This is a genomic window from Agreia sp. Leaf335 (genome assembly GCF_001423605.1).
In the GTDB taxonomy this organism is placed as follows: Bacteria; Actinomycetota; Actinomycetes; order Actinomycetales; family Microbacteriaceae; genus Agreia.
On record NZ_LMOQ01000002.1, the window covers coordinates 398065 to 421709 of the forward strand.

The 23645-nt window shown below is 66.9% G+C and carries 20 protein-coding genes; 2 read left to right on the plus strand and 18 right to left on the minus strand.

Translation table 11 applies throughout. The features are described 5' to 3' along the window. Window positions 1-69 precede the first annotated feature (69 nt). From ASF79_RS07950 to ASF79_RS08030, 16 genes are all read right to left on the minus strand, one after another. Window positions 70-1833, minus strand: a complete 1764-nt coding sequence (locus tag ASF79_RS07950; protein WP_055854602.1) for a proline--tRNA ligase — start codon at window positions 1831-1833, stop codon at window positions 70-72. 45 nt (window positions 1834-1878) lie between these two features. Beyond that, entirely contained in the window at window positions 1879-3180 is a 1302-nt protein-coding gene (locus tag ASF79_RS07955) for an LCP family protein (protein ID WP_235500689.1), read from the minus strand. A gap of 70 nt (window positions 3181-3250) precedes the next feature. Beyond that, the gene (locus tag ASF79_RS07965) at window positions 3251-3961 is read right to left on the minus strand and encodes a hypothetical protein (RefSeq protein WP_156366185.1); all 711 of its coding nucleotides are present in this window, start codon (window positions 3959-3961) and stop codon (window positions 3251-3253) included. Continuing rightward, entirely contained in the window at window positions 3958-4965 is a 1008-nt protein-coding gene (locus ASF79_RS07970) for a vWA domain-containing protein (protein WP_055853611.1), read from the minus strand. The genes ASF79_RS07965 and ASF79_RS07970 overlap by 4 nt, the downstream gene beginning before the upstream one ends. Continuing rightward, window positions 4962-5942, minus strand: a complete 981-nt coding sequence (locus ASF79_RS07975; RefSeq protein WP_055853612.1) for a vWA domain-containing protein — start codon at window positions 5940-5942, stop codon at window positions 4962-4964. Before ASF79_RS07975 ends, ASF79_RS07970 begins: the two co-directional genes overlap by 4 nt. Beyond that, the gene (locus ASF79_RS17470) at window positions 5933-6391 is read right to left on the minus strand and encodes a hypothetical protein (RefSeq protein ID WP_055853614.1); all 459 of its coding nucleotides are present in this window, start codon (window positions 6389-6391) and stop codon (window positions 5933-5935) included. Before ASF79_RS17470 ends, ASF79_RS07975 begins: the two co-directional genes overlap by 10 nt. Continuing rightward, a complete protein-coding gene (locus ASF79_RS07985) occupies window positions 6384-7253 on the minus strand; it encodes a DUF58 domain-containing protein (RefSeq protein ID WP_055853616.1) in 870 nt (289 codons plus the stop codon). The genes ASF79_RS17470 and ASF79_RS07985 overlap by 8 nt, the downstream gene beginning before the upstream one ends. A 5-nt stretch (window positions 7254-7258) precedes the next feature. Beyond that, window positions 7259-8254, minus strand: coding sequence for an AAA family ATPase (locus ASF79_RS07990; protein ID WP_055780843.1), 996 nt, complete (start codon window positions 8252-8254; stop codon window positions 7259-7261). Beyond that, window positions 8254-9411: a flavodoxin-dependent (E)-4-hydroxy-3-methylbut-2-enyl-diphosphate synthase gene (gene ispG / locus ASF79_RS07995; protein ID WP_181035766.1), complete on the minus strand. Its 1158-nt coding sequence runs from the start codon at window positions 9409-9411 to the stop codon at window positions 8254-8256. The genes ASF79_RS07990 and ispG overlap by 1 nt, the downstream gene beginning before the upstream one ends. 46 nt (window positions 9412-9457) lie before the next feature. Beyond that, a complete protein-coding gene (locus ASF79_RS08000) occupies window positions 9458-10126 on the minus strand; it encodes a response regulator transcription factor (protein ID WP_055780837.1) in 669 nt (222 codons plus the stop codon). A 1-nt stretch (window position 10127) separates the two neighbouring features. Next, window positions 10128-11441 carry a sensor histidine kinase gene (locus ASF79_RS08005; RefSeq protein WP_082495759.1) on the minus strand — a complete coding sequence of 438 codons (1314 nt, stop codon included), beginning with the start codon at window positions 11439-11441 and terminating at the stop codon, window positions 10128-10130. A gap of 92 nt (window positions 11442-11533) precedes the next feature. Next, on the minus strand, window positions 11534-12856 hold the full coding sequence (locus tag ASF79_RS08010; protein WP_055853620.1) for a M50 family metallopeptidase: 1323 nt from the start codon (window positions 12854-12856) through the stop codon (window positions 11534-11536). An 86-nt stretch (window positions 12857-12942) separates the two neighbouring features. Beyond that, window positions 12943-14022: a 1-deoxy-D-xylulose-5-phosphate reductoisomerase gene (dxr, locus tag ASF79_RS08015; RefSeq protein ID WP_055853622.1), complete on the minus strand. Its 1080-nt coding sequence runs from the start codon at window positions 14020-14022 to the stop codon at window positions 12943-12945. Window positions 14023-14077: 55 nt separating this feature from the next. Continuing rightward, window positions 14078-15085: an FKBP-type peptidyl-prolyl cis-trans isomerase gene (locus ASF79_RS08020; protein WP_055853624.1), complete on the minus strand. Its 1008-nt coding sequence runs from the start codon at window positions 15083-15085 to the stop codon at window positions 14078-14080. 110 nt (window positions 15086-15195) lie between these two features. After that, entirely contained in the window at window positions 15196-15732 is a 537-nt protein-coding gene (locus tag ASF79_RS08025; protein ID WP_156366186.1) for a GNAT family N-acetyltransferase, read from the minus strand. Next, window positions 15729-17120 (minus strand): DHA2 family efflux MFS transporter permease subunit, encoded by a 1392-nt coding sequence (locus ASF79_RS08030; RefSeq protein WP_055853626.1) that lies wholly within the window; start codon window positions 17118-17120, stop codon window positions 15729-15731. The genes ASF79_RS08025 and ASF79_RS08030 overlap by 4 nt, the downstream gene beginning before the upstream one ends. A gap of 130 nt (window positions 17121-17250) precedes the next feature. Here ASF79_RS08030 and ASF79_RS08035 point away from each other — a divergent pair, with 130 nt between their 5' ends. Beyond that, window positions 17251-21192: a Pls/PosA family non-ribosomal peptide synthetase gene (locus ASF79_RS08035; RefSeq protein WP_055854610.1), complete on the plus strand. Its 3942-nt coding sequence runs from the start codon at window positions 17251-17253 to the stop codon at window positions 21190-21192. A 7-nt stretch (window positions 21193-21199) separates the two neighbouring features. Next, entirely contained in the window at window positions 21200-22534 is a 1335-nt protein-coding gene (locus ASF79_RS08040; protein ID WP_055853628.1) for a M1 family metallopeptidase, read from the plus strand. Window positions 22535-22549: 15 nt separating this feature from the next. Here the strand turns inward: ASF79_RS08040 and ASF79_RS08045 are convergent, their stop codons facing one another. Together ASF79_RS08045 and ASF79_RS08050 are read right to left on the minus strand one after the other, a co-directional pair. Next, a complete protein-coding gene (locus ASF79_RS08045) occupies window positions 22550-23143 on the minus strand; it encodes a 4'-phosphopantetheinyl transferase family protein (RefSeq protein ID WP_055853630.1) in 594 nt (197 codons plus the stop codon). Then, entirely contained in the window at window positions 23140-23604 is a 465-nt protein-coding gene (locus ASF79_RS08050; protein ID WP_055780818.1) for an OsmC family protein, read from the minus strand. The genes ASF79_RS08045 and ASF79_RS08050 overlap by 4 nt, the downstream gene beginning before the upstream one ends. Between the last annotated feature and the right edge of the window lie 41 nt (window positions 23605-23645).

The window sequence follows — 23645 nt, forward strand, 5'->3', positions numbered from 1 at the left end:
CGCGGATGGCGTCAGGTCCAACAGATCAATTTACCCGACGAAGCGACTCCGCGGTACCGCGCACGCAAATCAGCGAAGGCGCGGCACCAGTTCCGTGATGGGCACCTCGACGCGTTCGCCGGATGCGCGATCCCAGAGCTCGACGACCCCGTCGACGGCGCCACGGCCGACGATCACGATCGTCGGTACACCCAGCAGTTCGGCGTCGCCGAACTTGACGCCGGGCGACACTTTCGGGCGGTCGTCGTAGAGCACCTCGAGTCCGGATGCCTCGATGGCCTCGACGATCGTCTCGGCTGTCTCGTAGACGGCTGCGTCTCGTCCCGTGGCCACGACGTGCACATCGAACGGAGCAACAGCCTTCGGCCAGATGAGACCCTTGTCGTCGTTGTTCAGCTCGGCGATGATCGCGAGGATGCGGGTCACACCGATGCCGTACGACCCCATCGTGACAGTGGCGAGCTTGCCGTTCTCGTCCTGCACCTTCAGTCCGAGGGCCTCCGCGTACTTGCGGCCGAGTTGGAACACGTGGCCGATCTCCATGCCTCGGGCGAGCTCGACGGGGCCGGAGCCGTCGGGGGCCTCATCGCCGGCGAGCACCTGAGCGACCTCGACGACTCCGTCGGAGCCGAAATCACGGCCCGCGACCAGGCCGAACACGTGACGTCCATGCTGGTTCGAGCCCGTGATCCAGCCGCTGCCGTCGGAGACACGCGGGTCGAGCAGATAGCGGATGCCGGTCGAGCCGGTCGTTCCGAGAACGGGACCTTCCGCCGACCACGGGCCGATGTAGCCCTTGACCAGGCCGGGATTGGCCACGAAATCCTTCTCGATGGCGGCCTCGACCTCGGCCGGCGCGAAGGCGACCTCGGCGCGCTTGAGATCGACCTCTCGATCGCCCGGGAGGCCGATGACGACGAGCTCGCGGGTGCCGTCGAGGTTGCGGAGCGCCAAGACGACGTTCTTCAGCGTGTCGGCCGCGGTCCACGAACGGCCGTCCGGCCGGGGATGGCTGGCGTTGGCGAGGTCGACCAGAGTCTGGATCGTGGGGGTATCGGGGGTGTCGTGCACATCGGGCGGGGTGAGCCCGTCGTAGGAGCGCGGCGCGGGCGGCGTCGTCGTGAAGGCCTCGACGTTCGCCGCGTATCCCCCGGCACTGCGCACGAAGGTGTCCTCGCCGATCGGAGTCGGGTGGAGGAACTCCTCGCTCTTCGAGCCGCCCATCGCGCCGGCATCCGCCTTGACGATGACGTATTCGAGTCCGAGGCGCGTGAAGATGCGCTCGTACGCCGCACGCTGCGCTTGGTAGGAGGCCTCGAGACCCTCGTCGGTGACGTCGAACGAGTACGCGTCCTTCATCGTGAATTCTCGGCCTCGCAGCAGACCGGCGCGGGGCCGAGCCTCATCGCGGTACTTGTCCTGGATCTGATAGATCGACAGGGGCAGATCCTTGTAGCTGTTCACGAGGTCTTTGACGAGAAGGGTGAAGACCTCCTCGTGGGTCGGTGCCAGGACGTAGTCGGCCTCGTGGCGATCGCTGAGCCTGAACATCCCGTCGCCGTACTCGGTGTAGCGCCCCGTGACCTCGTAGGGCTCCTTGGGCAGAAGGGCGGGAAAGTGCACCTCGTGTGCGCCTGCAGCCGTCATCTCCTCGCGGATGATGTTCTCGATCCGGGCCTTGACGCGCAGGCCGATCGGCAGCCACGCGAAGATGCCCGGGGCCTGCCGACGGATGTAGCCGCCGCGCACGAGGAGGCGATGGCTCGCCACCTCTGCATCGGAGGGATCTTCGCGGAGGGTACGGAGGAAATAGTTGCTGAGGCGAACTGACACGCTCACCAGTCTATTGATCGAAGCGGTGTCGACCCGACAGTGGGATCAGTTGCCGACGGAGCAGGTGACCTTCGCCGCCGTCTGGCCGGTGAAGGAATCCGGCAGAACGGTGGCACCACCCGCATCCGGAGCGGTCGTCGCGGCAGGGTCTGGAGCGGGAGCGGGAGCCGCGTCTGTAGCCGGCGCATCGCCCGTTCCGTCTGCCGACGTCGCCGAGTCGGCCGTGCCCACCTGGCTGAGGTCGAGGGGGGTGTCGGATGCCAGCGCCGCGTTGAGAATGTCCGAGTCTGCCTCGTTCACGACCACGCGGTTCGGATCGTCTGGATCGCCGCTGACCGGATACCGCAGGAACGCGACCTTATCGAGCTGCACGCCCTGCAGAGCCTTTGCGATCGAGACCATCGAATCGACTTTGCCGAGCTCCGTCGACAGGAACATGTTGCTGAGTGCCGCGTTGGCGAGACCGTAGAGCGTGACCGGGTTCGTGAGGGTGCCGTCCGAGAGAATCTTGCGGACGAGGGCGGACAGATAGACCTGCTGAGAACTGATGCGCGCGAGGTCGCTGCCGTCGCCGACGCCCTCACGCGTGCGGAGGAACGCAAGCGCGTCTTCGCCGGACAGAGTCTGGTTGCCCGCACCCAGATGCAGATTGCTGTAGGGATCGTCGATCGGCTTGGAGATGCAGACATCGACGCCACCGATCACCGACGTCATCGCGGCCACACCGTCGAACGAGATGACACCCGCGTAGGGAATCTTCAGGCCGGTGATCTGCTCGACGGTCGCGACGACGCAACCGAGACCACCTCGCTGCCCGCCACGCCCGAGAGCCGTGTTGAGTTGCTGGTACGACGTCGCGCCATACACCTCGCCCGTGTCGGGATCGGTGCACTTCGCCATGTCGACCATTGTGTCGCGCGGAAAACTGATGACGCTGACGTTCTGATGATCCTGACTGATGTGCAGAAGCATGGTGACGTCGTTACGCGCCCCCTCGGTGTCGTCGCCCTCTGTCGAGAGCTGATTGATGCGCGTGTCGCTGCCCACGACGAGGACGTTGACGCCGCCCTCGATGGCCCCGACATCCACGAGCTGCGGCACGTCGGCTTCGTTGCTCAGAGCGACGGTGTTCGCCTGCACGGTGGATGCGAGTCCGTTGACGGCGATCGCGACGATCGATACCGAGCTCACCACCGCGACCGCGGCCGTGATCGCAACAACCCGCATGACGGCCCAGAAGCTGGAGCGGTTGCCGAGGCGACCGTGGCGGGGTGCGATGGACGAAGAGGTGCGTAGCGAGCTGATGAGAATCGAATTCCTTTGTCTGACCCGGACGGGTTTCGGCAAGGCTCACGAAACTAGCGAGAGAACTTCGGAATTTGCTGTGTTCTCGCGCGGATTCTGCTGAGCGCCGGCATCACCAGGGCTTGTCGACGTAGTCCGGGTCGGTCGGTGTGCGCTCAGACGTCTGCTGGTCGCTGCGATCCTGACCCGCATCGCGGAGTTTCTCCTCGAGCTGCTCGACCGTGGCGTCGCTCGGTGAGCCATCCGGCTTGGGCTGATCGTCGCTCGTGTCGCCCTCGTCCTCGGGCGGCTGCTCGGCAAGCGCCTCCTTCTTCTCGGTCACGCGCTTCTCCGAGTCGGACAGGTCGTCGTCCGTGCCTTCTTCTCCGTTCTGCGGAGGCTGTCGACACGACTCGTCGGCCTTGTCGATCACGTCGAGCGCCTCGTCGTAGAACGCGGATGCCTCGTCGCGCTTGTTCGGATCGGCTGCGACCACCGCATCCCCCTGCCGCTCGAGCACGAGCGACAGATTCACCCGCACGGGGCACTGATCTTCGGTGGACGCCAAGCCGAGCGCACGCTCGAACTCGCCCTGCGCATCCGCATCGAGCCCCTGAGCGGCGAGACCATCGCCTACGGCGAAGTGCGCCTTCCACGGGTCGATCACGTTCACGACGGTGAGCCATCGGGCCATCGACGTGGCCGACTCGAAGTCCTCCCTCTCGTACGCGGCGGAGACCTGGCCGGACACGATCGTGAGTCCGATCAGTTTCACCGCGACGACGATCGCGAGCACTGTCGGCGGCAGAGCGATGAGACCGGCTTTGGTACGGCGGCGCATCATTCGTCTCTCCCCTTCCGCCCGGCGGCAGCTCCGAGCTCGCGGAGTCGCCGAACAACGATGATGGCTTCGAAGGCGAGCAGCAGCACGAGGGCACCGGCCGGAATCCAGTAGAGCTCCGTCGTACCAGCCGAGGACTCGTCCGACAGGGAACTGCCCGCGGACGCGTCTACGGTGGCTGCCGGCGGGTCGCCGGGAGCGGTGCGGTGAAGGTATTCGGCTCCCAGCTGGTCTGCGATCGTGCGCAGATTCTGCTCGTCGATCACCGAGCGGGCGGGTGAGCCCGTGTCGTCGGTGACGAATCCGTCGTCCGTCTTGTCGTCGTCGTAGTATCCCGTCTGCACCCGCATCTGGCCGCCTGCCTCTGTGCCGTAGCCGAAGACATAGGCCGCGCTGACGAACGGAGCGGAGTCGGCGAAGCTCCCGACGGGTGCCGCGGCAGTCTGTTCGCCGTCGCCGAAGTAGTACACGACGCGCGCGCGATCCGGCTCCGCGTCCTCTGCTCGCTGCAGAGTCGATGCGAGCAGGTCTTTCGCCTCGGTGATGCTGCTTCCGCTCGAGTAGATCGTGATCTCGGAGGCCAGCACGTCAGCAGCATTAGCGACTGCGGTGGCGTCGGAGGTGAGCGGCACTCGCAGCACAGCCGAACTGTCGAACGACATCAGAGCGAACTTCGCCCCGGGATACGCGTCGACCAGGTCGACGATGTCGCTCTTCACGCCGTCGAGTCTCGGATCGGAGCCGTCGAAGTCTTCGGCAACGATGCTCGTCGTCGTGTCCACCACGAAGAACACGTCGACATCGGAGGTCGCCTTCTCACCTGCAGGTCCGGGTATGCCGGGTCGGAGGGCGATGAGCAACAGCGCGACGACCATGGCCGCGCGGATCGACCAAGACAACCGACGCGATCGGTTCTCTCGCAACACCAGCTGCCAGACGACGAATGCGGCGAACACGACGAACACGGCGATCAGCGCCGGCAACGGGAGAACGGGAGAGAACCTCACAGCCTGGCCCTCCAAGCGAGAACGAGCAGACTTGCGAGGAGAACGATGGAGAGCGCGACGAAAAGGGTGGGCTGGTCGGAGACGATCAGCTTAGGTTCGTCGTCGACAAGGGCGGCCTCCGTCGCCTCGATGCCGTCGACGATGGTCGGGACGGTGTCGGCGGACTCGAGCACGAAGTACTGGCCACCGGTCGAATCGGCGACGCGTTGGAATTCGGCCGAATCCTCGGAGTCGCCGGGCTTCGTCACACTCGGGTCGATGCCGTAGACGCGGACATCGCGAGACGTGGCGAATGCGCCGGCCTCATCGAGGGTCATGATGGGCGTTCCATTGATGTCGTTGTCGGTCGCCAGCACGACGGAGCGGGATCTCTTCTCGTCTGTCCTGTCGAAGGTGAGCACGCACGATGCGAGGCCGTCGCCGATGAGCGAGGCGCCCTCCCCCGTGAGAGTTCCGCCGAACGCGTCTCCGAACTCTCCCGTGCCATCGAGACTCGAGCGCACGGCCTCGAGTTGATCCGCGATGTAGTCGTAGTCGTCAGTGAGCGGGAAGACCTGGGCCGCGGATGAGTTGAAGATGACCAGGGCCAGGCGCTCGCCCTCGAATCCCTCTGAGAGCTCCTTGAATCGTTCGAGCACGTCGATGTCGACATCCGTCATCGAGCCCGAGACGTCGAGACACAGCACCACGTCGCGGGTGAACTTCGCGGGCTTCTCGGTGGAGGTGATGACGGGTCTAGCGGCGAGCAGAGCGGCCGTCGCTATGAAAAGAGACACCACCAGGAGCGCGGCGATGCTGAGACCGCGCATTCTGGCGACCGCCGCGATATAGCCCGGGAGTCTGGTGAGGCGCCCAGTGTGCGCCACCGGCACCCCGGCATCCGACGATCGTCGACGACGCGCCAACCGTGGCACCACGATCACGGCGACGACGACCGGCACGAGGCCGAGCAGGATCCACGCGTTGGCTAGCCCCATGACTCGATCACCTGCCTCGCCTTCGCCACGGCCGACGAGATCTCGTTGCGGTCGGCGGACTCGAACGATGCCGGGTAGTACTCGGCGATCGCCGCGGTCACCGTGGGCAGAGGCGACGACTGCAGCTCGGTGAGCGTCATCACCGGGGCGTCTACCCCGCTGACGGCACGTCCATACTGACGCACGACCGCGCTGAGGCGGTGATGCGCCGCTCTGGCGGAGAGCCGCCCCTCGGCGAACTCGGCCTCGATCGCGGTGATCCGCGCGTGATACTCGGCACGAAGTCCCGCGAGTCCGCCGAGCGGCAGCTCGACCGACGCGGACCGCTTGCGTGCGCGCACGAGAAGAATGAGCAGGATCGTGGCGATGACGAGCACGATGAGCACGACACCGATCACGAGCCATGCGCTGCCGAAGCCGATGGGAGGGATGAGTTCGGTGTCAGGCACGCGTCCTGGCTTTCAGCAGGTGCAGGAGCGACGGCACGACATCGTCGATCCGCCCTATGCGTCGGTGCGAGACTTTCAGGTCATCGAACGTCGTCTGGCGTTCTGCGACGTCCTCCTCGATCGAACGCGTCAGCTCGGCGGTGAGCCGACGGTCCATGCGCAGGGTCTCGGGGATCCGCCATCCATCGTCGACCGCCGTCGCTCCTGCTAGACGCAGAGGATCGATGTCGCCCACCGTCACCCAGACGAGTTCGTGCTGTGCGCGAAGTCGGCGCACCAGCCTCGTCTGATCGGGGCCGAGGGGCGCATCATCGGTGATCACGACGACGATGGCACGCCGGCGCACCGTGCGGGCGACGAGCCGGAGCGTGCGGTCGAGATCGCTCAGAGGAGAGTTCAGGCTGTGCGCCGAGTCGATCGAGCGCAGAACCCGTTCGAGGTGATCCTCGCTCGAGCGGGCCGGGAGCCGGATCGTGCGCTCCGCGTCGCCGGAGAGCAGCGCGACCTCATCGCCGTGACGCACAGCGAGGTAACCGAGAACTCCGACGACGAAAAGGGCGACCTCGCTCTTGCGTTCGCCATCGGCTGCACGTGCCGCCATATTGCGACCCGTATCGAGAACGAAGTACACCGTCTGTCTGCGCAGGGCGGTGTAGCGCCTGACCAGAGTCGCCCCGTGACGAGCGGTAGCCTTCCAATCGATATCGCGCACCTCGTCGCCGGCGACGTAGCTGCGCAGATCTTCGAAGTCCATGCTTCGCCCCGTGACGAGCGATCCGTACTCACCGTCGAGCAGGTGGAGCGCCTTGCGATGCGCGTGGATGAACATCCGCGACTTGATCCGCACGAGAAGGCTGTCCATAGCGCTCAGGGCGTATGGACAGACGCGAAGATCGCGTCGATGACGGTCTCGGGCCGCACACCCTCGGCGTCGGCATCGAAGTTCAAGATCACGCGGTGCCGCAGAACGGCGTGCCGGATGGCCTTGACGTCGTCGGGCACGACGTGCGAGCGACCGGACAGGAGGGCGAGAGCGCGTGCGGCCTGCATGAAGGCGATGGTGCCGCGGGGACTAGCTCCGTACTCGACGTAGCCGGCGAGCTCTTCACCGATGTAGTTCAGCGGATTGCGGGTCACATACACAATCGACACGATGTAGTTGCGGATGGCGTCGTCGACGTAGACGCGAGACGCGGCCTTCTGCAGAAAGCGGATGTCGTCGAGCGAGACCGAGCCCTCGTGCTGACTCGACGCCTCGAAGACCCCGGCGTCGAGGCGGCGCAGCACCTCGAGCTCCTCCTCCATCGTCGGATAGTCGATGATCTCCTTCAACAAGAACCGGTCCATCTGCGCCTCGGGCAGCTGATACGTGCCCTCCTGCTCGATGGGGTTCTGCGTCGCCATCACCAGGAACGGCTCCGGCAGTGGGTAGACGGTTCCGCCGATGGTCGTCTGCCGCTCCTGCATGGCCTCGAGCATCGCGCTCTGGGTCTTCGCGCTCGAGCGATTGACCTCGTCGAGCAGAACGAAGTTCGAGTGGACCGGACCCAGCTGAGTCTCGAAAGTGCTGGTCCTGGCGTCATACACCTGGGTGCCCGTGATGTCGCTCGGCAGCAGATCGGGCGTGCACTGGATGCGCGTGAACTGCGCGTGGATGGCTCGGGCGAGCGTCGTCGCCGCTGTCGTCTTGGCAAGGCCGGGGACGCTCTCGAGAAGCACATGGCCCCCGGCGACGAGAGCCACCAGGAGGGCGCGACGCAGGGTCACCTGCCCCACCACCGTCGCCGAGTACGACGACTCGACGGCGTGCACGATCGTGCCCGCCCGTTCCATGTCGTCGGAGGTCAGAGGCTCCAGCCTCATCAGGCCCCGACCGTCACGACAGGGCTGCCGGTCGAGGTGTCGGCGGCCGGCATCTCGGCCGCGAGGCGGTTGGCCTCGGCGATCAGCGTCGCCACGATCTCGGACTCCGGAACGGTCTTGACGACCTCGCCCTTGACGAAGATCTGACCCTTGCCGTTGCCGGAGGCGACGCCCAGGTCGGCGTCGCGGGCCTCGCCCGGACCGTTCACGACGCATCCCATCACGGCGACGCGGAGGGGCACGGTCATGCCCTCGAGGCCGTCTGTCACATCATTCGCGAGCTTGTAGACATCGACCTGAGCACGCCCGCAGCTGGGGCACGACACGATCTCGAGCTTGCGCTCGCGCAGGTTGAGCGACTGCAGGATCTGCAGGCCCACCTTGATCTCCTGTGCGGGCGGGGCCGAGAGCGACACTCTAATCGTGTCGCCGATGCCCTCGCCGAGCAGGATGCCGAATGCGGTGGCGCTCTTGATGGTGCCCTGGAATTCGGGGCCGGCCTCGGTGACGCCGAGGTGCAGCGGCCAATCGCCGCGTTCCGCAAGCAGGCGGTAGGCCTTCACCATAACGACGGGGTCGTTGTGCTTGACGGAGATCTTGAACTCGTGGAAGTCGTGCTCCTCGAAGAGGCTTGCCTCCCACACGGCGCTCTCCACGAGCGCCTCGGGTGTCGCCTTGCCGTACTTCTGAAGCAGCGATGGCTCGAGCGAGCCCGCGTTGACGCCGATGCGGATGGAGACGCCTGCGGCCTTGGCTGCTGCGGCGATCTTTCCGACCTGGTCGTCGAATTTGCGGATGTTGCCGGGATTGACCCGTACCGCCGCGCAGCCCGCGTCGATGGCCGCGTACACGTAGTTCGGCTGGAAGTGGATATCGGCGATCACCGGGATCTGGCTCTTCTTCGCGATGATCGGAAGGGCCTCGGCGTCGTCTCGGCTCGGCACGGCGACGCGAACGATGTCGCACCCGCTGGCGGTGAGCTCGGCGATCTGCTGGAGAGTCGCGTTGATGTTCGTGGTGGGCGTCGTCGTCATGGACTGCACGCTCACACGGGCGTCGCCTCCGACGAGAACTTTTCCGACCTTGATCTGACGGGACTTGCGCCGAGGTGCGAGGGTGTCAGGCACTTTCGGCATTCCCAAATTAATAGCAGCCACGTCCTCCAGTGTAGGCGTCGACCGGAGGGGCGCGGCCGGTGCCGCGCTATCCGCCGTTCCAACCCGTTCGAACCAAATGGGTCTCGTAGGCCGTGACCACGAGTTGCACGCGATCCCTGGCACCGAGTTTCTGCATGATCCGTGACACGTGCGTCTTCGCTGTCAGGGGGCTGAGAAACAGCTTCGACGCGATCTCCTCGTTGGTCAGGCCGTGGCCGACGAGGGCCAGCACTTCGCGTTCCCGGTCTGTCAGCACCGACAGCCTGTCTGTGTCGACGACTGCCGATAGTCCTCCCGATACGCGTCCGAGAAGCCTCCTGGTAACCCCTGGAGACAGCAGCGCATCGCCCGCGGCGACGACACGCACCGCCCTGATGAGCTCGACCGGCTCGGTGTCTTTCACGAGGAACCCGGACGCCCCGGCGCGAATGGCGTCGATCACATAGTCGTCGAGTTCGAAAGTGGTGACGATCACGATGTGAGTCGCAGCGTTCGCCGGCTCGGCGACGATCCGTTCCGTCGCCCAGATTCCGTCTCCGTCAGGCATCCGGATGTCCATCAGCACGACGTCGGGGTGCAGCCGCCCCACCAGTTCCACGGCCTCTGCGCCGGTCGCGGCCTGGCCGACGACGTCGATGTCGGACTCGCTCGCGAGGAGCGCCGTGAAGCCGGCGCGGATGAGCTGCTGATCGTCGGCGATCACCACTCGGATCATCTCAGGATGCCCCGTTTCTCGTTGGCCGCGTCGAGCGGGGAATCGTGGCGGAGATCTCGAAGCCGTGAGGCTCGAGATTGACCGCCTCGAGGCGCCCGCCCAGCAGTTCCGCCCGTTCGCCCATGCCCAGCAGACCCCTGCCCGCGACGGATTCGACATCGACCGGTACACCCCGGCCGTCATCGATCACTCTGAGAACGATATCGTCGCCGCTCTCGCGGAGTTCGATCCGGGCCTTGCTCGCCGACGCGTGCCGCACGATGTTCGTCAGACTCTCCTGCGCGATGCGGTACAGGGCGAGTTGCACCGCCGCCGACGGGGCTCGATCGACGTGCGAGTCGAGCTCGACGTCGAGGCCGCTCGATCGGGCGTTCTCGACGAGACGGGGAAGGCTCTCGAGGTCCGCCTCGGGAACGAGCGGCGCCTCGGTGGAATCGCCCGCATCGCCGCGAAGGATGCCGAGCACGTCGCGGACCTCGTCGAGGGCCTGCTTGCTCGTGGCCTTGATGCTGGCGAGCGCCTCGCCGGCCATCTCGGGCTGTGATTCGAGAAGATGAAGTCCGACACCCGCCTGCACATTGATCGACGACAGGGAGTGTGCCAGCACATCGTGCAACTCGCGGGCGATACGCACCCGCTCCTGCTGGGCGGCATCCACCCGTCGTCTGCTCTGCATGCTGCGCAGCTGCGCGAATCGCTCGCGTCGGGTTCTGATCGACGAACCGAAGCCGAGCGCGACGACGATTCCCGCGGTGAGCAGCACCGCTGGCACGGGCTGCCACGCGACTCCCGCGAGAGCGCTCCAGACGAACGCGGCGATCCAGCCCGCACCGACGGATGCTACGGCCCAGACTCCCGCGCCCCGCACGACGGCGAGGCAGGCGGCGAACAGCACCGACGCGTACGCCGCGAAGATCGACGGGTCGACGACGACATCGGCGACGGAGACTGCGGTGACGACCACGACGGCGGGCCCGGGAAACCGCCGTGCCGCGATCAGGATGGCCGGGCCGAGGACGGCGAACAGATACGCCAGGCCTACCGTCTCGGGCGAGACGGAGGCGCCCGCGAGTTGGGCCGTGACAGCGGCCACCTGTTCGACGAGCGAGATGATCACCGGCAGCCAGAGCCGAGCCTGCGGCGGAACGAACGGGCCCCGAGGACCGATTCCGTACGCGCCCCGCCATCCGGAGCGAGGCCCATGTCGATGCTCACGCCCGCCGACCCGGCCACCGCCCTCGGGGTGCTCTATCGGAGCGCCCCAACCCTCGCGGCGCCGGTCGTCATGGTGCCCGTGCTCCAGCGACCGTCTCATGGTCTCGATGCTAGCGAGCGACGCGTCCGGTGCGCGTCGGCCCGCCGCCGCATCATCGCGTACTCCGAGGGGAATACGCCGGCCGCGACCGGTCAGCCGAAGAGGTTGATCGGCTTGACGATGTCGGCGTATGTCAGCAACACGCTCATCGCACCGAGGACGATGACCACGGCGAAGGTCAGGGGCATGAGCTTGGCGGTGTCGACCGGTCCCGGATCGCGCCTCTTGAAGAGCTTCGCGAAGAATCGACGGATGCCCTCCCACAGAGCGCCGGCGATGTGTCCGCCGTCGAGCGGCATGAGCGGCACGAGATTGATGACGCCGAGCGCGATGTTGAGCGAACCGATCAGGCCGAGGAGGGTCGCGACCTTCGACTGCACGGTGAACTCGTCCATGCTCGCGATCTCACCGGCGGCACGACCGACGCCGACGACGCTGATGGGGCCGTTCGGGTCACGCTGCCCGGGCCCGAACGCGGCATTGGCCACGTCGACCATGCGCTGTGGAAGGTTCACGATGATGTGCACGACACCGGCGATGTTCTCGCCCACGAAGGGAAGCACGGCACCGGCGTTCTGCGGAACGAGTTCCTGTTTCGGGCCGATTCCGACGAAGCCGACCTCCTGGGTTACGGGCTGTCCCGAGTCGTCGAGCACCTTGTTGCCCGCGGCATCCTGCTCGTAGCGCTCCGCGAGAAGCGGCACCACGGTGAGCGTCTTCGTCTGACCGTCTCGCTGCACCTCGACGCTCAGCGTCTTGTTCGGAGACTTCTGGATGATCGCCGTCGACTCGTCCCAATTGGAGACCTGCTTGCCGTCGATGGCTGTGATGATGTCGCCCTCTTCGAAACCGGCGGTGACTCCCGGCCCCGGCTTGTCGGTGGCCTCACAGGTCTGTCGCTCGCTCGTCGCAGGCAGAACACACTGGCTGATCGAGCCAATCGAGGTCTTCGCCACGCCGAAACCGCAGAGGACTATCGCGAACACCACGATGGCGATGACGAAGTTCATCGCTGGTCCGCTGGCCATGATGATGATGCGCTTCCAGACCGGCAGACGGTAGAACGCCCGATCGTCGTCATCACCGATGGTCTCGGCGCTCACCTCACGTGCGTCCTGCACGAGCGTGTTGAAGAACCCGGTGCTCGCTGTCCGCACGGCGCCGCCCGACTTCGCGGGCGGGAACATGCCGATCATCGAGATATAGCCGCCCAGAGGGATCGCCTTGAGGCCGTACTCGGTCTCTCCGCGACGTCGCGACCACAGCGTCGGACCGAAGCCGATCATGTACTGCGTGACCTTCACCCCGAAGAGCTTCGCCGGAACGAGGTGGCCTACCTCGTGGAGGCCGATCGAGACGATGAGGCCGACGAGAACGACGAGCACGCCGAGAATGAACTGAAGGACCGTTTCCACGTGCACACGTTACAGCGCTCCCCCAGGTCGCCGCTGTCCGTTCGCTGGACGAACGCCGCACGGCGGCCGTCAGTCGCCTCGGCGGATCAGCCCGCGATGAGCGTGTCGGCGGTGCGGCGTGCCCACAGCTCCGCGTCGGCCAGGGAGTCGAGTGAGATCTCGGCCGGCGCCTCGTGCTGCTCGACCACCCGGCGGATCGTGTCGATGATGTCGAGGAATCCGATCGTTCCCGCGTGGAACGCCGCGACCGCCTGCTCGTTCGCCGCGTTGAAGACGGCCGGGTAGCTGCCTCCCGCGCGGCCGACCTCCTTGGCGAGCTCCACCGCGGGAAACGCCTCGGAATCGAGCGGCTCGAACGTCCAGGTCTGCGACGAGGTCCAATCGAGCGGTCGACCGACTCCGCGCACCCGGTTCGGCCAGTCGAGTCCGAGCGAGATGGGCAGCTTCATGTCGGGCGGCGAAGCCTGAGCGATGGTGGAGCCGTCGATGAATTCCACCATCGAGTGGATGATCGACTGCGGGTGCACGGTCACGTCGATGCGGCCGTAGGCCACGTCGAACAGCAGATGCGCCTCGATGACCTCGAGGCCTTTGTTCACGAGGGTCGCCGAGTTCGTCGTGATGACGAGCCCCATGTCCCAGGTCGGATGCGCGAGCGCCTCGCGCGGCGTGACATCGGCGAGCGACTCGCGGCTGCGACCCCTGAAGGGCCCGCCCGAGGCCGTCAGTACCAGGCGCTCGACCTCCTCCGGCGCACCCGAGCGGAGGGCCTGAGCGATCGCGGAGTGCTCGGAATCGACGGGGACGATCTGGCCCGGACGCGCCAGGGCTTTGAGCAGGTCGCCGCCCACGATGAGGCTCTCTTTATTGGCGAGGGCGAGAACTCGCCCCGCCTTCAACGCGGCGACGCTGGGCCCGAGTCCTACGGAGCCCGTGATTCCGTTGAGCACGACGTCGGCATCGACGTCTCGCACGAGGTGCGACGCCTCGTCGGCACCGAGCGCCGTGTCGGCGACTCCGAACTCAGCGGCCTGCTCGTCGAGCAGATCGCGATTGCGCCCGGCGCCCAGACCGACCACCTCGAACCTCTCGGGATTCGAGCGAACGACATCGAGCGCTTGCACGCCGATCGAGCCGGTTGAACCAAGGATGACTACGCGTTTCACATCGCTATCCTTGCACCTGCCGCTGGGTCAGCCCCGGCGGCAGGCGTTCCGACGGTCAGCCGGCCAGGATGTCGATGACGAAGACGAGGGTGTCGGTTCCAGAGATGCCTGCCTGCGGCTGGCCCTTGTCTCCGTATCCCTGCGCGGGCGGAATCGAGACGATGACCTGCGATCCCACGGTCTGGCCTGTGATGGCTGCTTCGAAGCCCTGCACCGTGCTGCCCGGCTGCACGGCGAACGGCTGCTTGCCCCAGCTCTGGTCGAACACCGCCTTGGTTCCCCAGATGCTGCCCTGGTACTGAACGACCGACGGCTGTCCGGATTCGATGACCTTGCCGGTGCCCTTCTTCAGGACGGTGACCGTGAGATCGGCGGGCGGAGCCGAGTCGGGGATGGTGACGGTCGGGGTGCCGTCTTCGGCGTCGACGACGGTGGGAACACCGTCGACGGCGGGCTGAGCCTCGCCATTCGCCTTGAGCTGCGAGGGGTCGTTCGCCGGAAGCACCTGGCCGAGGTCGACGACGAAGACGAGGGGGTCGGTCGCGGTGATTCCGAGCGCCGAGTTGCCCTTGTCGCCGAAGCCTTCGGAGGCGGGAGCGGCTACGGCGATGCGCGAGCCACCATTGAGGCACTCGACACCCTTGACCAGGCCGGGCAGGAACTGGGTGGCGTCGACGACCATGCTCAGCGAGGCGGAACCCTGGTCGTAGGTCGAGAAGACCTTGTCGCCGGACGTTCCGTTGAACATCGTGAAGTTCAGAATGCCGAAGTCGCCGACGTTCGCCTTCGGGCCGTCTCCCTCCGAGAGCACCGTCCGCTGGGTCGCATCGATGTCGACGGGCGAGTCGAATGTCGCGGACGCCACCGAACCGGCGTCACCGGTCACCTTCACCGAGTCCGAGGCCGAACCGCTCGGGGTGTCGGTGCACGATCCGGCCGCGGCCTGGGGCGCCGCCGTCGCGCCCGCCGTCGACGTCGGGCTGGGAGCGGGAGAACCCGCGCAGCCCGCGAGGGTCAAGGCGAGCGCCGCCGAGGCGGCGAAGATGACGGGAAGTTTGCGCACGGAATGGCCTCACAGAATGACGGGAGATGACGTGGACGCGCAACGTGGAGCGCGCGAAGACGGTGGATGATTCCCAACCAGTCTGGACTACGTTCGCCGCACCTTCCTGTTCAGGGGCTGGGAGGGAGAACGCTCGGCGGGGCGGGGCCGCGCTCGTAGATCAGTTCCACCCCGTCTTCATCGTCGATCTGCTCCCCCACCTGCACGAAGCCGAGGCCGCGCACGACGGCGAGAGACGCGGCGTTGTCGGGACTGACGCTCGCCCGCACGACGGAGGCGCCCAGGGTGGCGGCTTCGCTCAACAGCAAGGACACGGTTGCGGTGGCGTAGCCCCGCCTCCGGTGCTCCTCGAGAACCGTGTATCCGACCTCGATCATGCCGCGGGAATCCGGGGGCGCATGGAATCCGGCGTGTCCCACGACGACATGTGTCTCGGCGTCGACGATCGCGCGCACGACCACGGCCTCCGCCTCGGGGTCTGCGGCGATCTTCGCTCGGAAGACGGGCCACAGCCACGACTCGCTCGTGACGAAAGCCCGCGGCAGGTCGAGCTGTGAGCGAAGCGATGCCTCGGCGAGATCTCCCCTCTGCAGCAGCTCGAAGACCTCGTCGCCCAGAAATATCAGCCCGACGGTCGGCAGCGTCATGGTCTGGCCGCCTTCTCTGGTGCGTCGATCCTCCGAGGGTTGACGATGCCGATGCCCGAGATGACACCGCCGACGATCAGCAGCACACCCGTGACGATCGCCGCGCGGTGGAATCCGTCGACATCGAGACTCGAACCCACGATGAGCCCGGCGGCAGCGACAGAGATGAGACCCGCGACCCGCGACACGGCGTTGTTGACAGCCGAGGCGATACCGGCTCGTGACTGCTCGATCGACCCGAGGATGGCCGAGGTCAGGGGCGCGACGGTGATCGTCATACCCAGACCGAAGACGACGATGCCGGGAAACACCTCCAGCCAGTAGTCGGCCGAGTCGGTGACGCGCAGTAGCAAGAGGAATCCGATACCCGCCACGATCGGCCCGACGAACATGAACAGTCGGGAACCGAAGGTGCCCGCCAATCGACCGATCTGCGTCGACAGGGCGATGCTGATGATCGTCGTCGGCAGTGTGCTCAACCCGGCCAGGGTGGCGGAATAGCCGGCGACCTGTTGGAGGAAGACGGCGAGCAGGAAGGTGCCGAGCGACAGAGCGCCGTAGACGAAGAACGTCGACACGTTGCCCACCGAGAAGTTGCGCACTCGAAAGAGCGACAGCGGCATCATCGGCTGCGCGGTTCGACGCTCGTGCAGGATGAAGAGCACGAACGACACGGCTCCGACGATCGCGGGGACGAGGATCACGGGACTCGTCCATCCGAAATTGGACTGCTCGATGAGCGCGAACACGGGCAGACCGAGCCCCACGATGCCGAGCATCGCCCCGGTGACGTCGACCCGCGATCCCGCAGCGGCAGGCTTGTCATGCGGAAGCCGGGCCAGAAGCACGAGCGTCACGGCGATCGGAACCACGTTGATGGCGAAGACGAGCCGCCACGAGACCAGGTCGACGAGGAGCCCACCGATGAGAGGTCCGGCCAGGAAGGCCGTGCTGGTCCACGCGGTCCACGATCCGATCGCCTTCGCCTGCGCGGGGCCGGAGAACGTCGAGAGGATCAGAGCGAGCGAACTCGGGACCAGCAGCGCCCCGGCGACGCCCTGAAGCGCTCGGGCTCCGATGAGAACACCCGCTGTCGGCGCGATCGCACAGATCAACGACGAGACGCCGAAGCCGAGCAGTCCCCAGAACAACACCTTCTTGCGCCCGAAGACATCGGAGAGGGAACCGGCGAGAAGAATGATCGAGCCGAGGGTGATGAGGTACGCGTCCATGACCCACTGCTGCGTGACGAGGCCGCCGCCCAGTTCACGGGTGATGGCGGGCAGGGCGACGGTGATCACGGTACCGTCGAGGAACGCGACGAAGGCGGAGAGCACGGCGACGATCAGAACCAGTCGCTGCAGAACGGGGGTGGGCGGTGTGGACACAGTCCTAGCTAACTGCACCTCAGGCGAATCCGTTCCCCTTCGGCCGCGTTAACCTCTCGTCCACCTGCGAACCCTATGGTTCGAGCGCCGCGTGGGCGCGCGGCGATCGAACCTCCAGGAGACTGACGACGTGACCGACTCCCCCGCTGCACCCGGGCTCCTCCTGGGCAGCGAGCGCACCCCGGCCCCGCGCACGCTCGTAGACATCCTGCGAGACTCGGCCGATAGGCATCCGGAATCGGCCGCCCTCGCCGATGCGAACGGATCTGTCAGCTATCGAGAACTGATGCGATTGGTGTCGCAGTCGGCGGTCTCTCTCTCGGTCGCCGGCGTGCGCCGCGGCGATCGGGTCGGCATCCGCATCCCCTCGGGTGGCCGCACCCTCTACGTCTCGATCCTGGCCGTGCTGGTGCTCGGTGCCGCGTACGTCCCGGTCGATGCCGACGATCCAGACGAGAGGGCCGAGCTCGTCTTCGGCGAGGCGGATGTCGTGGGCTACATCGGCGCAGACGGCACCATCGTGCCGCGCGTCTCTGCCGACGGAAGCCGTCGTCTGGATGCTCGAGAGAGCGTTGGACTCGAGCCTGTGCGCACGGGTACCGGCACCATCAGCACGCTCGGAGCGCCCACGCCGGACGACGACGCCTGGATCATCTTCACCTCGGGCTCGACCGGCGTGCCCAAGGGCGTCGCCGTCACCCACCGATCGGCGGCAGCCTTCGTCGACGCCGAAGCACGGATGTTCCTGCAATCGGAGCCGCTCGACCAGACCGACAGGGTGCTCGCCGGGCTCTCTGTCGCTTTCGACGCCTCGTGCGAAGAGATGTGGCTGGCCTGGAGGCACGGCGCCTGCCTCGTTCCTGCGCCCCGATCGCTCGTGCGCTCGGGTGCTGATCTCGGGCCGTGGCTCATCGCTCACGGCATCACGGTCGTCTCCACGGTTCCGACGCTCGCGGGTCTGTGGCCGGCAGAGTCACTCGAGAACGTGCGTCTGCTGATCTTCGGTGGCGAGGCATGCCCGCCCGAACTCGCGGCGCGGCTGGCGACGCCCGCCCGAGAGCTGTGGAACACCTACGGCCCGACGGAAGCCACCGTGGTGGCGTGCGGCGCCCTTCTCGATGGATCGGCGCCCATTCGCATCGGACTCCCGCTCGACGGGTGGGATCTCGCCGTGGTCGACGCGGCGGGAACACCCGTGGGCGAGGGCGAGATCGGCGAACTGATCATCGGCGGAGTCGGGCTGGCACGCTATCTCGATCCGGCGAAAGACGCCGAGAAATACGCACCGATGCCCACTCTCGGGTGGGAACGCGCGTATCGCAGCGGCGACCTCGTGCGCTTCGAGCGCGAGGGACTCGTGTTTCAAGGCAGAGCCGACGACCAGATCAAGCTCGGCGGACGTCGAATCGAACTGGGCGAGATCGAGGCTGCCCTGCAAGCTCTGACGGGCGTGGCGGGCGCCGCCGCAGTCGTGCAGACCACGGCGGCGGGCAATCAGGTGCTCGTGGGCTACCTCGCTCTCGATGCGGCGATCGCCGAGGCCGACTTCGATCGGAACGCCGCCGTGGCCAGGCTCCGCGAAGAACTGCCTGCCGCCCTGGTTCCCGTGCTCGCCATCGTCGAGTCGATACCGACCCGGATCTCCGGAAAAGTCGACCGGGCCGCGCTCCCCTGGCCCCTCGCATCCGCTGCCGGCGCAACCTCGGGCGGGGCGGCCGCGCTCAGTGGAACCGCGGGCTGGCTGGCCGAACTCTGGACCGAGGTGCTCGGCGCCCGGGTCTCCGACGAGTCCGACGACTTCTTCGCCGTCGGCGGCGGCAGTCTCGCCGCCGCCCAACTCACGAGCATGATCCGCACGCGGTTTCCCGAAGCCCGCGTCTCAGACCTCTACGATCATCCACGCATCGGGGCACTGGCGACCGAGCTCGACTCGAGGGCGCCGAGCGTGGCCACGGAGCCACGCACGGTCGCGCCCACTCCACGAGCGACGCAATGGGCCCAGACGCTGCTCGGAATCCCGATGCACATCATCGTGGGCGCGCGGTGGAGCGTCTACCTCCTCGCCGCCAATGCCCTGCTGATCGGGTTCGCCGGCATCGGCTGGCTCCCGACGCCCGCGTGGTGGTGGCTGCTCGTGGGATTCCTGATTCTGGTGACCCCGTTCGGACGCATGGGTGTCTCGGTGGTCGCCGCGCGCCTGCTCCTCCGAGGTGTACGGCCGGGTGCCTACCCGCGTGGGGGCCAGGTTCACATAAGGCTGTGGATGGCGGAGCAGGTCGCGGCCCTGGTGGGAGCGGCGAGCCTCGCCGGTGCGCCCTGGATCGCCTACTACGCGCGAGCGCTCGGAGCGACGATCGGCGAGGGCGTCGATCTGCACTCCCTTCCGCCGGTGACCGGCATGCTCAAACTCGGTGCGCGTGTCGCCATCGAGCCCGAGGTCGATCTCTCCGGGTACTGGATCGACGGCGATATCCTGCGTATCGGCGCCGTCACGGTGGGGGCCGACGCCACGATCGGCTCGCGGAGCACGCTGCTTCCCGGGGCGCGAGTCGGCCGTGGGGCGGAGATCGCCGCGGGGTCGTCGGTGTCTGGTCGGGTCCCTGGCGGCGAGCGGTGGGCCGGCTCGCCGGCCGAACGGATGGGCAAGGCCCGCCCTGGCTGGCCGGCGGAACGGCCGCCGCGGGCATCCGTGTGGGTCGCCGCGTACGGCGCCGGGTCCGTCCTGCTGTCCCTCCTGCCTCTTGCCGCGCTCGCGGTCGGCGCCCTGGTGACCGGAGCCATGGTGCGCGGCTCCGATTCGCTCGGGGAGCTCTCGCTGAGGGCCCTGGCGTCTGTGCCCCTCGCGACGATCGCGGCGGGCGTCGTCTTCGCCGTGCTCGTCGTGCTGAGCGTTCGACTTCTGGGGATCGGTCTCTCTCCCGGGCACTACCCGGTGCGCTCGCGCGTCGGATGGCAGGTCTGGGCCACGGAACGCCTGCTCGACCTGTCGCGCACGATGCTTTTTCCCCTCTATGCGAGCCTTTTCACCCCGGTCTGGCTGCGGCTTCTCGGTGCCAAAGTCGGGGCGAATGTCGAGGCCTCGACCGTTCTGCTTCTGCCCGCGATGACAACGATCGGCGACCACGCCTTTCTCGCCGACGACACGATGGTCGCATCGTACGAGCTCGGCGGCGGCTGGATGCGCATCGACGAGGCCAAGATCGGCCGTCGGGCGTTCCTCGGGAACAGCGGGATGACGGGTCCCGGAAGGACCGTTCCGAAGAACGGACTCGTCGCGGTGCTGTCGGCGACACCACGTAAGGCGAAGTCGGGGTCGTCGTGGCTCGGCAACCCGCCGGTGCGGCTGCGCCGTGCCGTGGCCGAGTTCGACGAGAGCCGCACGTATCAGCCTCCCGTCTCGTTGCGAGTGGCGCGCGCGCTGTGGGAACTCGGCCGCATCGTGCCCGTGATGATCACCGTCGGCATCGGCCTCGGGGTCATGCTCGCTCTCGAGTTCCTCCTGATCGAATGCGGGATCGGCTGGATGATCGTGCTCTCCGGGCCTGTCATGCTGGCCGCCGGCGCCGTGGCGGCTGCCGTTACGACTGTCGCGAAGTGGACGATCGTGGGCAGAATCCGAGCCACCGAGCATCCGCTCTGGTCATCGTTCATCTGGCGTAACGAGGTCTCCGACACGTTCGTCGAGATGGTCGCGGCCCCCTGGTTCGCGAGGGCCGCGACGGGAACGCCCGCACTCGCCCTGTGGCTGGCATCGCTCGGCGCCCGCGTCGGCCGAGGCGCCTGGATCGAGACCTACTGGCTGCCCGAGGCCGACCTGGTCGAACTCGGAGACGGATCGAGCGTGAACCGCGGATGCGTGGTTCAGACGCATCTCTTTCACGACCGCGTGATGTCGCTCGACACCGTCGTGATCGCATCCGGAGCAACCCTCGGACCGCACAGCGTGATCCTGCCCGCGGCCCGCATCGACGACGGCGCGACAGTCGGTCCCGCCTCTCTCGTCATGCGCGGCGAGGTCGTTCCGGCCTCCAGCCGCTGGACCGGCAACCCCATCGCGCCGTGGAATACTTGAGCGACAGATGCCGCACACTCCCTCACACCCCAGTCACGGTTCCCTGACCATTGGTGACAGCTACGTTCCCACCAGCGGCAATGGCGGCTACACCGTCTCGTCGTACGACCTCGATCTCGATTACAGGGTCGCCAACAACCGTCTCGCCGCGACCGCCATCATCACGGCGACCGCGACGCACGAGCTGACCCGCTTCAGCGTCGACTTCTGCGGGCTCGTGGCGACGCGCGTCACCATCGACGGCGCCGCACCCTCGAAGCTCGTCGAGTCGGCCAGAAAACTCACCATCACGCCGGCGCGTCCCATCGAGGCCGGCAAAGAATTCGTACTGAGCGTTCGCTACGGCGGTCTCCCGCGGCCCGTGCGCAGCCCGTGGGGCGAACTCGGCTGGGAAGAACTGAGCGAGGGCGTGCTCGTCGCGTCTCAGCCCAGCGGGGCACCGAGCTGGTTCCCGTGCAACGACCATCCCAGCGACAAGGCCTCGTTCCGCATCCGCATCGCGGCCGAGTCGTCTTACTCGGTGCTCGCGAACGGCCGCCTCGTCTCGAAGGTCCGGCGAGCGAGCCGCACGACGTGGACATACGAGACCGTCGAACCCATGGCGACCTACCTGGCCAGCATCCAGATCGGTGTGTATAGGGAGCTCGTGCTCTCGAAGGTGCCTGTTCCGCAGACAGTGCTGGCACCGGCCTCCATCGTCGATCGCGCCCAGAAGGACTTCGCCGACCAGGAACGGATGATCGCTCTCTTCGAGCGTTTGTTCGGACCCTATCCCTTCGGCGAGTACTCGGTCGTCGTCGCCGACGACGACCTCGAGATCCCCGTGGAGGCTCACGGCTTCGCCGTCTTCGGCAGGAACCACATCGACGGCCTGGGCGGCTCGGAGCGGCTCATCGCGCACGAGTTGGCGCACTCCTGGTTCGGCAACAGCGTCACCGCTACGACGTGGAAGGACATCTGGCTGCACGAGGGCTTCGCCTGCTACGCCGAGTGGCTCTGGTCGGAGGAATCGGGCGGCCCCACGGCCGACCGCCTCGCGCATCAGCACTGGGCACGGCTCTCGCACCTCCCCCAAGACCTGACGATCGGCGATCCCGGGCCGGAGAAGATGTTCGACGACAGGGTCTACAAGCGCGGCGCCCTTACGCTCCACGCTCTGCGCATCATCCTCGGCGATGACGCGTTCTTCGAGCTTCTGAGTTCGTGGGCGACGGAGAACCGCTACGGCAACGTGACCACCGAGGCGTTCTATCTGCACGCTCGCGAACGCAGCGCCGTCGACCTGGATGAGCTGTTCGAGAGCTGGCTCTTCGCCGAGCGACTGCCGGTGCTTCCCCGCTGAGCGTGCCGGCTCGAGTCAGTCGAGCAGCTCCACGACGACCGGCTCCACGACGACCGGCTCAGGGCCGAGCATCGCGACCGTGAGAACGAGAGTCGGGTCTCCGAACGGCACGTCGACGATCACAGCCCCGTCTCCAAGGCCGGATGCGAGGTCGATCGTCGTGAGGTCGAGGCGAAGACCGCGCCCGGTCGCTTTCAGGTACGCCTCTTTGCGTGACCACAGCCGGGTACGCAGCTCGTCACGGCTCCCGGCGTCTTCGTCGTCGATGAGATCTCGCTCGGCCTCGGAGAACGCGGCTTCATCGACCCGCGCCCTCGACATCTGCACCGACGACTCGATGTCGACGCCCAGATCGCCTCCTCCAGCATCGAGCGACACCGCCGTCGCGACCCACCCCGCCGCCGAGCTCTTGCTGACCATGATCTCGGAGCCGTCGTCGGCACGCGGGAAGAGCACCCGCGGCTTGCCGTGTGGCCTCTCGCAGTCATCGCAGTGCGACTCGATGATCACCTGCGACGCCACGACACCGGCGACGGATGCGACGGTCCGCTCGATCGCGTCGGACGCGGGCGCCGCACGCAGCGTCACGCGCACGTTCCTGGCGGTCATCCGGCCAGGGGTTCGTGCAGCACGGGAAAGCTGACCGAGTTCGCGATGAAGCACTTCTCACTCGCCTCGCCGTGCAGCGACTGGGCCAGCTCGGCTTGCGAGGGGTCGGCCAACTCGACCCTGGGATGCAGCGTCGCCGACGTGAACCGTCCGCCACCCGTGCGGTCGAGGGCGAGTGTCCCCGTCGCCTCGTCCCGATACCCCGTGACCACGACGCCGTGCAGAACTGCGACGTGCAGGTACGAGAGCATGTGGCACTGGCTCAGTGCGGCCAGCAGCATCTCTTCGGGGTTCCACCGGTCGGTGTCTCCGTGGAATGTGCGGTCGGCGCTTCCCTCGACGGGGTGTTTCCCCTCCGCCGTCACGAGGTGGCCGCGCCCGTAGTCTCGGTACCCGCTGGTACCCGTGCCCCTATTTCCAAGCCACTCTACGGTCACGGTGTAGGAATGCTGCGCTTTCACGCGATCAGCCTAACCGGGCACGTGTCGGCGCGGCGGTAAAC